This is a genomic window from Georgenia sp. (genome assembly GCF_054605595.1).
This window is the reverse complement of record NZ_JBTSDU010000077.1, coordinates 1-14,241: the sequence shown is the minus strand read 5'-3', so window position 1 is coordinate 14,241 and position 14,241 is coordinate 1. Positions and strand designations below refer to the sequence as shown.

The 14,241-nt window shown below is 72.9% G+C and carries 12 protein-coding genes and 2 pseudogenes; 2 read left to right on the top strand and 12 right to left on the bottom strand.

Translation table 11 applies throughout. From position 1 onward, the window contains the following. Together ACYC1Z_RS09930 and ACYC1Z_RS09925 are read left to right on the top strand one after the other, a co-directional pair. The coding region (locus ACYC1Z_RS09930; RefSeq protein WP_461409361.1) for an IS1595 family transposase at positions 1 to 520 on the top strand (520 nt) is incomplete at its 5' end. Between the two features lie 440 nt (positions 521 to 960). Further along, positions 961 to 1,869, top strand: coding sequence for a DUF4349 domain-containing protein (locus ACYC1Z_RS09925; protein ID WP_461409360.1), 909 nt, complete (start codon positions 961 to 963; stop codon positions 1,867 to 1,869). A 202-nt stretch (positions 1,870 to 2,071) separates the two neighbouring features. Here the strand turns inward: ACYC1Z_RS09925 and lysS are convergent, their stop codons facing one another. From lysS to ACYC1Z_RS09865, 12 genes and pseudogenes are all read right to left on the bottom strand, one after another. Beyond that, positions 2,072 to 3,634, bottom strand: coding sequence for a lysine--tRNA ligase (gene lysS, locus ACYC1Z_RS09920; RefSeq protein WP_461409359.1), 1,563 nt, complete (start codon positions 3,632 to 3,634; stop codon positions 2,072 to 2,074). Positions 3,635 to 3,693: 59 nt separating this feature from the next. Continuing rightward, a pseudogene (locus tag ACYC1Z_RS09915) lies at positions 3,694 to 4,455 on the bottom strand (pantoate--beta-alanine ligase); the annotation flags it as partial. A 282-nt stretch (positions 4,456 to 4,737) separates the two neighbouring features. After that, positions 4,738 to 5,637, bottom strand: a pseudogene (locus tag ACYC1Z_RS09910) (Rossmann-like and DUF2520 domain-containing protein); the annotation flags it as partial. After that, the gene (locus ACYC1Z_RS09905; RefSeq protein WP_461409358.1) at positions 5,634 to 7,079 is read right to left on the bottom strand and encodes a PH domain-containing protein; all 1,446 of its coding nucleotides are present in this window, start codon (positions 7,077 to 7,079) and stop codon (positions 5,634 to 5,636) included. The pseudogene ACYC1Z_RS09910 and the gene ACYC1Z_RS09905, both read right to left, overlap by 4 nt. Positions 7,080 to 7,129: 50 nt before the next feature. Then, a complete protein-coding gene (locus ACYC1Z_RS09900; RefSeq protein WP_461409362.1) occupies positions 7,130 to 7,675 on the bottom strand; it encodes a PH domain-containing protein in 546 nt (181 codons plus the stop codon). Between the two features lie 193 nt (positions 7,676 to 7,868). Then, complete coding sequence (locus tag ACYC1Z_RS09895; RefSeq protein ID WP_461409357.1) at positions 7,869 to 8,354, bottom strand: DUF3180 domain-containing protein; 486 nt, start codon at positions 8,352 to 8,354, stop codon at positions 7,869 to 7,871. Next, complete coding sequence (folK, locus tag ACYC1Z_RS09890) at positions 8,354 to 9,460, bottom strand: 2-amino-4-hydroxy-6-hydroxymethyldihydropteridine diphosphokinase (protein WP_461409356.1); 1,107 nt, start codon at positions 9,458 to 9,460, stop codon at positions 8,354 to 8,356. Before folK ends, ACYC1Z_RS09895 begins: the two co-directional genes overlap by 1 nt. Next, positions 9,457 to 10,368 (bottom strand): dihydropteroate synthase, encoded by a 912-nt coding sequence (gene folP / locus ACYC1Z_RS09885; protein WP_461409355.1) that lies wholly within the window; start codon positions 10,366 to 10,368, stop codon positions 9,457 to 9,459. Before folP ends, folK begins: the two co-directional genes overlap by 4 nt. Positions 10,369 to 10,414: 46 nt before the next feature. Continuing rightward, a complete protein-coding gene (gene folE, locus ACYC1Z_RS09880) occupies positions 10,415 to 10,990 on the bottom strand; it encodes a GTP cyclohydrolase I FolE (RefSeq protein WP_461409354.1) in 576 nt (191 codons plus the stop codon). Continuing rightward, a complete protein-coding gene (gene ftsH / locus ACYC1Z_RS09875; protein WP_461409353.1) occupies positions 10,990 to 13,041 on the bottom strand; it encodes an ATP-dependent zinc metalloprotease FtsH in 2,052 nt (683 codons plus the stop codon). The genes folE and ftsH overlap by 1 nt, the downstream gene beginning before the upstream one ends. A gap of 154 nt (positions 13,042 to 13,195) precedes the next feature. Further along, the gene (gene hpt, locus ACYC1Z_RS09870) at positions 13,196 to 13,750 is read right to left on the bottom strand and encodes a hypoxanthine phosphoribosyltransferase (RefSeq protein ID WP_461409352.1); all 555 of its coding nucleotides are present in this window, start codon (positions 13,748 to 13,750) and stop codon (positions 13,196 to 13,198) included. 48 nt (positions 13,751 to 13,798) lie between these two features. Further along, on the bottom strand, positions 13,799 to 14,241 hold a 443-nt coding region (locus tag ACYC1Z_RS09865; RefSeq protein WP_461409351.1), incomplete at its 5' end, for a TilS substrate-binding domain-containing protein.

Here is a 14,241-nt window from a genome sequence, read left to right as displayed (position 1 = left end):
AGAGGTGGAGCTCGACGAGATCTTCGTAGGCGGCCTCTCTCCGGGCCGACACGGCGCTGGGACAGGCAAGATCCCGGTCATGGTTGCCGTCGAGCGTCGCGGCAAGAAACTGGGCCGACTGCGTATGCAAGTGGCTGACCGTCCCAACACCACTGAGATTCTCGACTTCGCACAAGCAACGATTGCCACCGGCGCACTAATTCATACTGACGGCAATCGCCTCTTTCGGAACCTTCCGGCGCGAGGGTTCGCCCACGAATACGTCAACAGTTACGTCGTCGAGGATAAAAGCAGCGTGCTGCCAGGTGTGCACCTGGTCTCCTCGCTCGTGAAGCGTTGGCTGGCCGGAACGCTGCATTATGCAGTGCGTGACACACATCTCGCCTACTACCTGGACGAGTACACGTTTCGGTTCAACCGTCGCCGATCGGCCAAGCCTGGTCTGTTGTTCTATCGCCTATTGCAGCAAGCGGTGAACTCAGACCCGCACCCACTGAAGGAACTCATCGGCGGGCGCTGACCTGCACCACTGCACTCAAGCGTAGAGGCAGAACGTTTGTTTGAACACTAGCGAAGGGCACCGACATCCACCCCAAGCCTGTGGATACGCACGCAGGGGGTGCAGGGCAGGCACCCCCACCCCGCGGGCATCCCTCGGCTGGAGGCCGTCGTACTCGGCTGCCGGACACTCCAGCGGCTCCGCTTCCGGGGCGGAGACTCCGTGGGTGAGTCGCTCGGCCATGGGCCGTGAGTACGCCGCTCAGCCATGGCCCCTGGGTGCTCGGCCCCGAGCCACGACCACGGCGCGTCATCCAACTCTGGCCCGTCACCCCCCTCATCGAGGAGCCCCGGTCGCCAGGGTCTTGTGAACACTCAGTGAGGTCACGTTCGTGCCACGGTTCAGTCACGGATCGGCCGCGGAGACCCCGCGGTCTGCGACGCTCCCCTACGGTACGGGGTATGAGGCCACCGCACCGGCTCGCCCCGCTGCTGCTGGGCGCCCTGCTGCTCGTCGGCTGCTCGGCCGACGGCACCGACTCCGCCGACCTCATCCAGGCCTCCAGCGTCGGCGCCGACAGCCCAGAGTTGGTGCGCGGCGAAGCCGCGGCAGGCGACGCGGGCGCAGCAGATCAGGTAGGTACACCGGTCGACGCCGACCGGCAGGTCATCATGACCGCCTCGGCCACGGTCGTGGTGGACGACCCCGCAACGGGGGCGGACGAACTGGTACGTCTCACCGAGGCCGTGGGAGGCCACGTCGACCGCCGGTCCGAGTTCCGGCCGGAGGCGTCAGAGCCGTCCGCCCGACCCGCGGCGTGGCTGACCGTGCGGGTCCCGGCTGCCGAGCTGACTGGCCTGCTCGAGGATCTCGAGACCCTCGGGGAGGTCCGGGACCTCAACCAGGACACGCAGGACGTCACCCGCACCACTCGTGACCTGGACGCCAGGATCACCGCGCTGCAGACCTCCGTCGACCGCCTGCTGTCGATCATGGCCGACGCGGAGACCTCGGAGGCCCTCATCGCCGCCGAGCAGGCGCTCAGCGAGCGTCAGGGCGACCTCGAGGCCCTGCAGACCGAGCGGGCCTTCCTCTCCGACCAGGTGGCGATGTCCACCCTGACGGTCGACCTCGTGGCCCGCGACGACCCGCGCCTCGAGGCCGAGGGATTCCTCGGTGGCCTGCAGACCGGTTGGGACGCGCTGGTCTCGTTCGCGAGCGGCCTCCTGGTGGCTCTCGGCGTGATCCTGCCGTGGCTGCCGGTCGCCGTCGTGCTTCTCCTGCTGACGCTCTGGTTCGCGCGGCGCAACCGCCGTCGCCGTCCGCCGGCTCCCGAGCCCGCCGAGCCTGAGCGCGCGGGCGTGCGGTAGCCGGGCACTCCGTCCGAACGCAGCCGACGTCGGGGGCGCCCACGAGCATCGACATCGTCGGCCCGGGCGAGGCGGCCCTACCGGCTACCGGGCGTGCGTGAGGTGGTGGCCGTCGTCGTCCACGGCGACGGCGACCGGCCGGGGCTCGCGCATGGCAACGTGAGCTCGGCCGGTGTCGGGCGGCCACAGCCCACTCAGCACCTCAGCGCCGCTTGACCAACGGGAACGTCACCGTCTCGCGGATGCCGTGCCCGGTCAGCGCCATGAGGAGACGGTCGATGCCCATGCCCATGCCGCCCGCGGGCGGCATGCCCTGCTCCATGGCCTCGAGGAAGTCCTCGTCGAGCACCATCGCTTCGGGGTCGCCCGCCGCGGCGACGAGCGCCTGCGCGGCGAAGCGCTCCCGCTGGACGACCGGGTCGACCAACTCGGAGTAGGCGGTGGCCAGCTCGAAGCCGCGCACGTACAGGTCCCACTTCTCGACGACGCCGGGGATGGAGCGGTGGGCGCGTGTGAGCGGGGAGGTGTCGACCGGGTAGTCGCGCACGAACGTCGGCGCGTACAGGTGCTCGCCGACCAGGTGCTCCCACACCACCTCAGCGGTCTTGCCCGGCGTGTAGTGCGGAGCCACGCCGACGTCGAGCCGCTCCGCGTGCGCGAGCAGCACCTCGTGCGGCGTCGCCGGTGTGATCTCCTCGCCGAGCGCCTCGGAGAGGGATCCGTACAGGGACAGCTCGGCCCACTGCCCACCGATGTCGTACTCGGTGCCGTCGTCGAGCGTGACGTTGGTGGAGCCGAAGGCGTCGAGCGCCGACTGCTGCACGAGGTCGCGCGTGAGCTCGGCCATGGTGTCGTAGGAGCCGTACGCCTCGTAGGCCTCCAGCATGGTGAACTCGGGCGAGTGGGTGGAGTCCGCGCCCTCGTTGCGGAAGTTCCGGTTGATCTCGAAGACCTTCTCGATGCCCCCGACGACGGCCCGCTTCAGGAACAGCTCCGGCGCGATGCGCATGTACAGGTCGACGTCGTAGGCGTTCATGTGCGTGACGAACGGGCGAGCCGCGGCGCCACCGGGCTGGATCTGCAGCATCGGCGTCTCGATCTCGACGAACTCGCGCGAGTCGAGCAGGCGGCGCAGGGACTTCGTCACCGCGGCCCGGGTGCGGACCATGTCCCGGGCGCCCTGGCGCAGGATCAGGTCGAGGTGGCGACGGCGCACCCGGCCCTCCTCGGAGAGCGCCACCTCCTCGCCGGCCTCGTTCTCGTACGTCTTGGGCAGCGGGCGCAGCGACTTCGCCGCAAGCTGCCACGCGTCGGCGAAGATGCTCAGCTCGCCGCGGCGGGACTTGCCCACGTGGCCGTGGACGAACAGGTGGTCGCCGAGATCGACGTCCGTCTTGAAGGCAGCGAGCGACTCCTCGCCCACTGCGGCGAGGGAGAGCATCGCCTGCAACCGGTTGCCGGCGCCGTCCTGGAGCGCGACGAAACAGAGCTTGCCGGTGTTGCGCAGGTACATCACGCGACCCGCGACGCCGACCTCGACGTCCGTCTCCTCGTCCGTCTCGAGGCCGTCGTGCTCGGCCCGCACCCGCTCGATGGTGGTGGTGACGGGCAGCGTCACCGGGTAGGGGTCGACGCCGGCGGCGAGCAGGCGCTCGCGCTTCGCGGCGCGGACCCGGACCTGCTCGGGGATGTCCTGGTCGAGCTCGGTGGTGCTGCCCGTCCCGGGCTCGGTCGGATCGGGGGCCTGCGGAATCACGTCGGTCACCGGACAAGGGTAGCCGCGAACGTTCGGCGCCCCCGCTCGCGATGCTGCGGACCGCAGCGTCAGCGGCCGACCCGCAGGGTGTCGTGGAGACGGACCCCCGCCACCAGTGCGGCCACCGTGAGGAGCGCCTGCTCGACGCCGCCGGCCCCGTCGGCGTCGAGCGTGTCCAGCGTCACGGCGTCGACGAGCTCGAGGTATTCCAGGGTCACGGCACCCTCGGCGTCGAGCACGGCCCGCGCTGCGGCAAGCACGCCCGCGGCGTCACCACCGCTCTCCGCGGCGAGGCGCCCGGCAGCCAGCGCACGGGAGAGAGCCAGTGCATGGCGGCGCCCGGCGGGGGTGAGCAGGACGTTGTGCGCCGACGCGGCAAGGCCGTCCGCCTCCCTCCGCACCGCCACGTCGACGACGTCCATGCCCAGCTCGAGCTCACGCACGAGCAGGCGCACGGCCGCGAGACGTCGCAGGTCCGTCTGCCCGAGGACGACGACGTCGGGTCGGACCAGGCCGAAGAGCTTGGCGGTGGCGAGCATCGGCCGGCCCCGCGCTGCCGCACCGGCCGACCTTCCCGACGCCGCCGCCTCGACCACCTCGAGCGTCAGCCCCGGTCGCGGGACGAGATCGGCCCCTGGGATGAGGACGAGGTCGGCACCCTCCTGAGCGAGCAGCGCGAGGTCGGCCTCGAGGTCACGCGGGTAAGCGGCGGCAGCGTCCTCGCCCAGCTCGAGCGGGTCGACGAGGACGGAGACGACGACGTGCTCGGCCCGCGCCCGCGCTGCTTGCACCAGCGCGAGGTGCCCGTCGTGCAGGGCGCCCTTGGTCATGACCAGCGCCCGGGTTCCGGGGAGCGAGCGGATCGCGGCGGTGATCTCCTCCCGGGTGCGCGTGACGACCGGCTCGATCGGGCCGGCGAACGGCGAGTCGGCCGAGAGCCCGCCGGCCGGGAGCGCCCCCGTCGTCGTCGCCGCCGTCGTCAGCCCCGCCGCAGTCACCCCCGCCGCAGTCACCCCCGCCGCAGTCACCCCCGCCGCCGCCGTCCCCGAAGTCGTCGTCCCCGAAGTCGCCCCCGTCGTCGACGTCCCCGCCGTCGTCACCGGCTCCGGCTCGGCCAGCACGTCGAGCAGCTCGGCGGCGACGCGCTCCTTGATCCGGCCGGCGCGGAGCGCCCGCCGGGTGGTGACCCTGGCGAGATGGCGATAGGTCTCCACGACGTCGGCCAGGTCCCGGCCGGCCAACGACCCCAACGCGTCCAGGTGCGCGCGCACGGTGCCGACGTCACCGCTCACGACCGGCCCGGTCAGCCCGGCCTCGCCGTCGCGCAACGCCCCGTCGAGGGCTGCGGTGAGCAGCGGCGTCAGCACGGCCCCGGGCTCGTCGAGCCCGGCCGCGGTCAGCGCCCGGGCGGCCTGCGTCACCAGGGTGCGCAGGTGGTCCGCGCCGTGCGCGAGGGCGGCGTGGTAGACGGGTCGCAGCGACTCGTCGAGCACGAACGGCTCCCCGCCGATCTCGACCACGAGCGCCTGGGCGATGGGCAGCACGGGCGCCGCGGCGGTGACGGCGAACGGGCAGCCCGTCAGGCGTGACAGGTCGATGCTGGTGCCGGTGAACGTCATCGCCGGGTGGATCGCGAGGACGATGGCGCCGGCCGCCGCGGCCGGGGCGAGGGCCTGCGTGCCGTGGCGCCCGGACGTGTGGACGACGAGCTGGCCGGGCTGCCAGCGCCCGAGCCGGGCGAGGCCGGCGACGAGGTCGGGCAGCACGTCGTCGGGCACTGCGATCAGGACCAGCTCGGCCCGCTCGACGACCTCGTCGATCTCCAGCACCGGCACCCCAGGCAGGAGGAGCTCGACGCGGTCCCGGCTCTCCGCGGAGACCGCCGTCGCCCCGACGACGGCGTGTCCCGTGCTCCGCAGCGCGCTGGCCAGGACGGCCCCGACGCGACCGGCGCCGACGAGGCCGATGCCCAGCCGGCCGGGGCGCCGGGCCGCGGTCTCGGGGAAGCTCACTCCGCACCCACGCGGCGCAGCCACTCCGCCGGCGCCTCCTTGGCGCGGGCCCGGCGGGCCCGGTCCGCCTGGTGGATCAGCAGCTCGCGGCCGACCTGCTCGTCGAGGTGAGCGGCGACCGGCACCACCGGGCCGGGTACGGAGTGCGCGACGAGGTCCGTCAGGCGGAGCCGCCGCTCGAGCGGCCCCTGTGAGAGCGCGAGCGACTGCGTGTGACCGTGCGGGACGACGACGAGCCTGCGGTTGAGCCGGCCGCTGCGGATGAGCAGCGCCGTCTCGGTGATCCGCACGCCCTGACGGCGCCAGGCCAGCGGGTCCACGGCGCGGGCTCGGTGCGGGGTCCCGAGGAACCCGGCCGCCTCACCCTCGCCCTCGAGCGCGGCGTCGAGCAGCTCCCGCGGGTTCGGCACGCCGAGGTCGGGCACCACGAGCCACAGCGCGGTGAGCGCGTCCCCCCGCTCCCCGACCGGCAGGAGGACGGTCTCGACGGCGGAGCTGCCCGACAGCTCCGAGCTCAGCCCGTAGCCGGCGACGTTGACCTCGACGCGCCACCAGCCCTTGCCGCGCCACAGCAGCGGCTGCTTGAGCGAGACCGCCTGGACGCGGCCGGGCGGCAGCGTCTGGGTGCGGGTCTCGAGCAGCCCGTGCCGCAGCCGGATCCCGTCCGCCGAGACGGCGACCTTGAACCCGAACTCGCCGGCGAACCGGCCCCAGAGGTAACCGCCCCAGCCCAGGAGTGCCGGGAGCAGACCGAACACGGGCGCGATCGTGCCGGTGACGACGATCAGCACGACGATCCCCACGAGCACCACCGGGAACAAGAGCATGGAGCCGGAACGCAGGAGCGACGGGATCAGCCGACCGGACAGCACCTCGAGCATCTCGCGCTCGGGCGCGGCGGCGATCCGCACGGGCTCGTCCACGCCCGGGGCCCGTTCCGGGATGTCGAGGCCGGCCGCCCGCGCCATGATCTCGTTGCGCAGGTCCTGAGCCTCCGCCTCGGCCAGGTAGCCGATGATCACGTTCGACCCGTCGCCACCGGCGGTCTCCACCCGGACCTGGGCGAGGCCGAACAGGCGGCCGAGCAGGGGCTGGACGACGTCGACCGCCTGGACCCGGTTGAGCCGGGCGTGGCGCTCCTGGCGGAAGAGGATCCCGGTGTGGAGGTCGACCGACTCGGAGCCGAGCGCGAAGCGCATGCGACGCCAGGCGAGCGTGGAGTAGAGCACCGCGAGCAGCGCCACCACGACGACGACGCCCGCGGCGATCAGCAGCGCCGTCGTGCGGTACTCGGTGACGGTGTCCCACACCCCGGCGGGCAGGCCGGTGAGCTGGTCGGTCGCCTGCCAGGCGACGAACGCCAGGACGGCGACGACGGCCTTCCACGCGTTGAGCAGCGGCGTGATCTTGTGGACGCGGCGCCACTGCGTCGCGGGCGCCACCGCGCCTCCCCCACCCTCGACGGGCCGGTCGCCGGCGGGGGGCTCGACGGTCACAGCCCCGCCAGCCGGGCCTCGCCGCGAGCGGTGAGGCGGTCGCGCAGCCGGGTCGCCTCGGCCGGCGGCAGGCCCTCGATCTTGGCGTCCGTCTGGGCCGACGCCGTGTGCAGCTGGACCTTGGCGATGCCGCAACGGCGGTCGAGCGGACCGGCGTTGACGTCGACGAACTGCATGCGGCCGTACGGCACGATCGTCAGCGAGCGGAACAGGATGCCCCTGCGGATCAGGAGGTCGTCCGCCGCCTCGGCGTAGCCCATGGCACGCACCTGGCGGGGCACCAACCAGACCACCCACCCCGTGCCGAGCGCGAGCGCGGCCGGCGCCGTCCACACCCAGCCGCCGAACACGACAGCCACGACGAGGGCACCGAGGAGGGGGATGCCGAAGAAGATGGCGGCGATGATCAGCCGGGCGGTGATGAGGCCGGTCGAGACGGGGGTGAAGGTCACTCCCGCAGGCTCGAAGGGGTTCCCATCCCGGCCGTGCGCGCCGTCCACGCCGTCAGCGCCATCAGCGCCATCAGCGCCGTCCTGGCTCATGGTCATCGTCATCTCCTCGTATCCTGCGCCGCTGGCCGGTCTCGACAAGCATCCTGACAGATCGGCGGACCGGCGCCGTCCGCCGCGGGCCGGAGCCGCGTCCCCCCCAGGGAGGGACCTCGGCACGGCCACCAGAAGCCGTCGGTGGTCCCGGCCCGCCCGATCGGGACACCGGCTCGGCCGCCGGACGGCGTCAGGCGGGTGCGGCGCCCGTCCCGCGCACGTCGCGATCGTCGTCGTCTTCCGGCGGCGGTACCTCGCACCAGCGTTCCACCACGAGGGCCGCGACCACCAGGACCACCGACCCGAGCAGCGCCAGGCCGGAGGACCACGCGTGCTCGCGGGGCAGCGGGCCGGAGAGGTTCCCGAGCGCGACGAGGAGGTGGGCCGCAAAGTAGCCCGTCAGCGCGGACCCGACCAGGGCGCATGCCTTCGCCAGCATGACGACACGGGCCGCACCGACCGCGGTCATGGAGGTGGGTTCGCGGGCCACCAGCCGGCGCACCGCCCGGCCACGCAGCAGGAGGACGACGGCGAAAGCCGCTGGTACCAGCACGCTCACCGGCGACACGGGTGGCGGAAGGTGCCCGCGCCCGTCCATCCCTCGGAGCACGAGCACGGCGATCACGCCGACCACGAGCGCAATGGTGACGAGCAGCGGTCGCGACGTGCGGTTCATCACGGCCGGCCGGTCCCATCCGCAGCGGGCCCGGGTGCACCGGTCCTGTCCGCAGCGGGCCCGGGTGCACCGGGCGCGGGCACCGCGCCGGTACCGGACTCTTCGCCGGGCACGGCCGCGGTCAGCCAGTCGGCGACGGTCCAGCGGACCGTGGCACGGTCCGCGGCCCCGGCGGCGAGGGCCGCGACGAGCCCACCCTCGGGGCCGGGCAGCACTGCGGCCGGGTCCGTGCGGGCCCAGGGCAGCAGGACGAACGCACGCTCGTGCGCGCGCGGATGGGGCAACGTGAGCTCCGGCGTCGCCGCGACGGCGTCGCCGACGGCGACGAGGTCGACGTCGAGGGTGCGGGCCCCCCAGCGTTCGTCACGGCGGCGCCCGTGCTCGGCCTCGATGCGGTGGGCCAGCGCGAGCAGCTCCAGCGGGGCGAGGGTGGTCGTGGCGACGACGACGGCGTTGAGGTAGTCCGGCTGCGGGTCCTGCCCGGGAGCGAGGACGGGGGCCGTCCGGGCGAGCGGGGAGACGCCGGTGACGCGCAGCCCCTCGGCCCTGGCCAAGGATCCGACGGCGGCACGCAACGTGGCGACGGCTTCACCCAGGTTCGCGCCGAGGGCAAGGATGGCGCGCTGCGGGTGCTCCGGACGGCGACCGAGGTCCGCGGCGGCGGTCCCGTCGGTCGTAGTGCCGGCGGTCCCGTCGCGGGTACCGGCGGCCCCACCACGGGCGTCACCGGCTGAGCGTCGGATGCGGACCTGGACGTCGTCGAACGGCACCGTGATGGGCGCCTGCGGCTTGTGCACGGTGACGTCGACGGCCCGCACCGCCGGGCGCGCGAGGATCACGTCGGCGATCCGCTCGGCGAGCGTCTCCAGGAGGTCCACGGGCTCACCGGCGAGCAGGGCGACGACGTCCGCGGCGACGTCCGCGTAGCTGACGGTGGCCGCCAGGTCGTCGGCGGCCGCGGCGGCCCGCAGACCGAGGTGCACCGCCACGTCGGCGACGAACTCCTGACCGTCGACACGTTCGTGGGCGAAGACGCCATGGTGACCGAAGGCCCGCAGGCCCACCAGCCGGATCTGGTCCGGTGTGTCACTCGCGGCCGCGTTCATCGGTGGTTCCGCACCGCCGCCGCGACCCGCACGGCGTCGACGGACGTGGCGACCTCGTGCACGCGGACGGCCCATACCCCGGCCCCGGCCCCGGCCCCGGCCCCGGCCCCGGCCCCGGCCCCGGCCCCGGCGACGATCGCGCTCACGGCGGCGGTGGCGTGGTCACGCGCCATCGGCTCGCCCGCGAGCGCGGGGCGCACGACCGAGCCGAGGAACCGCTTGCGGGAGGCGCCGACCACCAGCGGGTACCCCAGGGCGGCGACCTCGTCGAGGTGGGCGAGGAGGCGCCAGTTGTGGTCGGTGTGCTTCGCGAAGCCGAGGCCGGGGTCGACGGCGATCCGCTCCTCGCGCACCCCGGCCGTCCGCAGCTCCTCGAGCCGGTCGGTGAGCTCGGCGCACACCTCGGCGACGACGTCGTCGTACACGGCGAGGGAGTCCATCGTGCCGGGCGTGCCGCGCCAGTGCCCGAGGACGTACGTCGCGTCCGAGGCGGCGACGGTGGCGTGCATCTCGGGGTCGGACAGGCCGCCCGAGACATCGTTGACGATCCGCGCGCCGGCGTCGAGCGCGGCCCGGGCGGTGCCGGCGTTGACGGTGTCCACGCTGACCACGGCACCCTCGCGGGCAAGGGCCTCGACGACGGGCAGCACGCGGTCCTGCTCCTGGGCGGGGGTGACGGGCGCGGCTCCGGGGCGGGTGGACTCCCCCCCGACGTCGACGATGTCGGCGCCCTGGGCGAGGAGGTGCCGGGCGTGGGCGATGGCCACGTCGGAGTCGTACCACTGCCCGCCGTCGGAGAAGGAGTCCGGCGTGACGTTGACGATGCCCATGACGAGCGTCCGGGCGAGGTCGGCGCGGGGGCGGTGCGCGGGCCCGCCGGCCGTCGCGGGCTGGGACGTGAGGTTCACCGCTCCAGGCTAACGGGCGGCGTCGGGGTGGGGGAGCCGGAGCCGGTCAGCGCCCGACGATGAGGCTCATCGCCTCGGCGCGGGTGGCGGCGTTGCGCAGCTGGCCCCGCACCGCGGAGGTGAGCGTGCGGGCCCCGGGCTTGCGCACCCCGCGCATCGACATGCACAGGTGCTCGGCCTCGACGACGACGATGACGCCCCGCGGCTCGAGGCGGTGCATGATCGCGTCGGCGACCTGCGAGGTGAGGCGCTCCTGCACCTGCGGCCGGCGGGCGTAGCCCTCGACCAGGCGGGCGATCTTGCTCAGCCCCGTCACCTTGCCGTCCGAGGCGGGGATGTACCCCACATGGGCCACGCCGTGGAAGGGCAGCAGGTGGTGCTCGCACATGGAGTAGAGCGGGATGTCGCGCACCAGGATCAGCTCCTCGTGACCGAGGTCGAACACCGCCTCGAGGTGGTCGTCCGGGTCCTCTGCCAGGCCGCCGAACATCTCGGCGAACGCGCGGGCCATCCGGTCGGGCGTGCCGCGCAGGCCGTCACGGTCCGGGTCCTCGCCGACGGCGGTGAGCAGGTCGCGGATCGCCCGGCGGACGCCGTCGGCGTCGTAGCTGCCGGCGGCCATCAGACCCCCTCGGCGGGGCCGCCCACCCGGCCGCCGTCGGGGATCGGGCCGACGCCCTCCAGGGGGGTCTCCCCCGCGGCGGCGGACTGGTCCTGCGGGAGCATGTTCTCCCCGCGGGCCCGCTCGGCCGGGGTGAGCACCGGCGGGATGTCGCTGACCTGGCGCTCGCTGGAGGAGAGCCAGACCGGGCGCGGGGCGCGTTTGGTGACGGGTTCGAAGATCCGCGCCAGCTCCCGCTCGTTGAGCGTCTCGTGCTCCAGGAGTTGGAGCACCAGCTTGTCGAGCACGTGACGGTACTGGGTGAGGATCTCCCACGCCTCGTCGTGCGCGGCCTCGATGAGGCGCCGCACCTCCTCGTCGACGATGCGGGCGACGTCCTCGGAGTAGTCGCGCTGGTGGCCGATGTCACGGCCGAGGAACGGCTCGCCCTGGGTCTGCCCGAGCTTGATGGCGCCGACGCGGTCGCTCATGCCGTACTCGACGACCATCTTGCGGGCGATGGCGGTGGCCTTCTCGATGTCGTTCGAGGCGCCGGTGGTGGGGTCGTGGAAGACGATCTCCTCGGCGACGCGGCCACCCATGGCGTAGGCGAGCTGGTCGAGCAGCTCATTGCGGGAGGTGGAGTACTTGTCCTCGGTGGGCATGACCATGGTGTAGCCGAGGGCGCGCCCACGCGGCAGGATCGTCACCTTCGTCACCGGGTCGGTGTAGCGCAGTGCGGTCGCTGCCAGGGCGTGGCCGCCCTCGTGGTAGGCGGTGACCTTGAGCTCCTTCTCGTTCATCACCCGGGTGCGCTTCTGCGGGCCGGCGACCACACGGTCGATGGCCTCGTCGAGGGCGCGGTCGTCGATGAGCTGGGCGTTGGAGCGAGCGGTGAGCAGGGCGGCCTCGTTGAGCACGTTCGCCAGGTCCGCACCGGTGAACCCGGGGGTGCGCTTGGCGACCATGTTCAGGTCCACCCCGGGCGCCATGGGCTTGCCCTTGGCATGGACCTCGAGGATCGCGGAGCGTCCGTGCAGGTCCGGGGCCTCGACGGCGACCTGGCGGTCGAAACGGCCCGGACGCAGCAGGGCCGGGTCGAGGACGTCGGGCCGGTTCGTGGCGGCGATGAGGATGACGTTGGTCTTGACGTCGAAGCCGTCCATCTCGACGAGGAGCTGGTTCAGGGTCTGCTCGCGCTCGTCGTGGCCGCCGCCCATGCCGGCGCCGCGGTGCCGGCCGACGGCGTCGATCTCGTCCACGAAGATGATCGCCGGCGCGTTGTTCTTGGCCTGCTCGAACAGGTCCCGCACGCGCGAGGCGCCCACGCCCACGAACATCTCGACGAACTCGGAGCCGGAGATGGAGAAGAAGGGGACGCCGGCCTCACCGGCCACGGCGCGGGCCAGCAGGGTCTTGCCGGTGCCGGGCGGCCCGTACAGCAGGACGCCCTTGGGTATCTTGGCGCCGACGGCCTGGAACTTCTCGGGCTCGGCGAGGAACTCCTTGATCTCCTCGAGCTCCTCGACCGCCTCGTCCTCCCCGGCGACGTCGGAGAAGGTGACCTGCGGCGTCTCCTTGGAGACCATCCTGGCCTTGGACTTGCCGAACTTCATCATGCCGCCGGCGCCGCCCTGGCTGCGCGAGAGCAGCCACCAGAACACGACGAAGATCAGCACCATCGGCACGATGAGGGTGAGCAGGGAGGTCCAGATCGACGTCGTCGGGACGACGGAGTTGTACCCCTGCGCCGGAGCGGCGTCCTCGACGGCCTGCACCACCGCCGGCCCCTGAGGCGTGACGTAGAAGAACTCCACGGTCGTGCCCTTGTCGACGGTGCCGCCGCTGCCGTCGGGCACCTTGTACGGCTCGGTGAGGGTCATCCGCACCCGCTGGGTGCCCTCGGTGATCTCGACCTGCTCGACGGTATTGCCGGCGAGCAGCTCGAGGCCCTGGGAGGTGTCGATCTGCTGGGCGCTCTGCTGACCCAGCAACGACCAGCCCATCGAGACGAAGAGGATCACCAGGAGGATCCAGATGAATGGGCCTCGCAACACGTTCTTGGCGTTCATCGACTCCGGGCTGCCCGCCCGATCCCTCCTGATTGCTTACTCATCGCCCGACGGTATCCGAGTTTGCTGATACAACGCCGGACAGCCCGGCGTTGTTCGCCCAGGGCGTGGCTGTTTGCGCTCCTGGTGCCGGCCGGACGGGTGGCCCGCGGGTTCAGCCGCCGTACACGTGCGGGGCGAGCGTGCCCACGAACGGCAGGTTGCGGTACTTCTCGGCGAAGTCCAGGCCGTAGCCGACGACGAACTCGGGGGGGATGTCGAAACCGACGTAGCGCACGTCCACCTCCACCTTCGCCGCCTCGGGCTTGCGCAGCAGCGTCGCGATCTCCACGGACTCCGGGCCGCGGGAGCGGAGGTTCGCGATCAGCCAGGACAGCGTCAGCCCGGAGTCGATGATGTCCTCGACGATGAGGACGTTGCGGCCCATGAGGTCGGTGTCGAGGTCCTTGAGGATCCGCACCACACCGGAGGACTTGGTGCCGGAGCCGTAGGAGGAGACGGCCATCCAGTCCATCTGGACGGGCAGGTGTAGCCGGCGGGACAGGTCGGCCATGACCATGACGGCGCCGCGTAGCACCCCCACGAGCAGCAGCTCCTTGCCCGCGTAGTCGGCGTCGATCTGGGCGGACATCTCGTCCAGCCGGTCCTCGATCTGCTCCTGGGAGAGCAGGACCTTCTCGAGGCCGTCACCCATGTCGTGCGCGTCCACCTGCGCTCCTTCCACCAGCGTGCGGGGCGTGCGCCCCCGTCCGACCGCTCATCCCCCGGCCAGGATCAGCCTGCCACACTCCCGGGTGACGACGACGCCGCCGGGCACCTGCGCGGGTCCCTGGCCGTGGTGGTCGACGACGAGGGCGTCCATCGCGTCGACGTGCACGGCCGCGAGCGCGCCGGGGGTCGCGCCGGCCGCCAGGGCGGCGGCGCGCAGCACTCGGGTGCGCAGGGCGGGGTGGGCGGCGGCCAGGACCGCGACGTCCAGGACGACGCCGGGGGCAGGGGCGATCGCGCCGCCCACGCGTACCGGGCCGTCCACACGTGCCAGGCTGCCCACATGCGCCGTGCCCTCGGTGCGTGCCGGGCTGCCCACATGCGCCGTGCCCTCGGTGCGTACCTGGCCGTCCACACGTGCCGTGCCCTCGGTGCGTACCTGGCCGCCCACACGTGCCGGGCCGCCGGCACCGCCGGTCGCGGGCAGCCGGG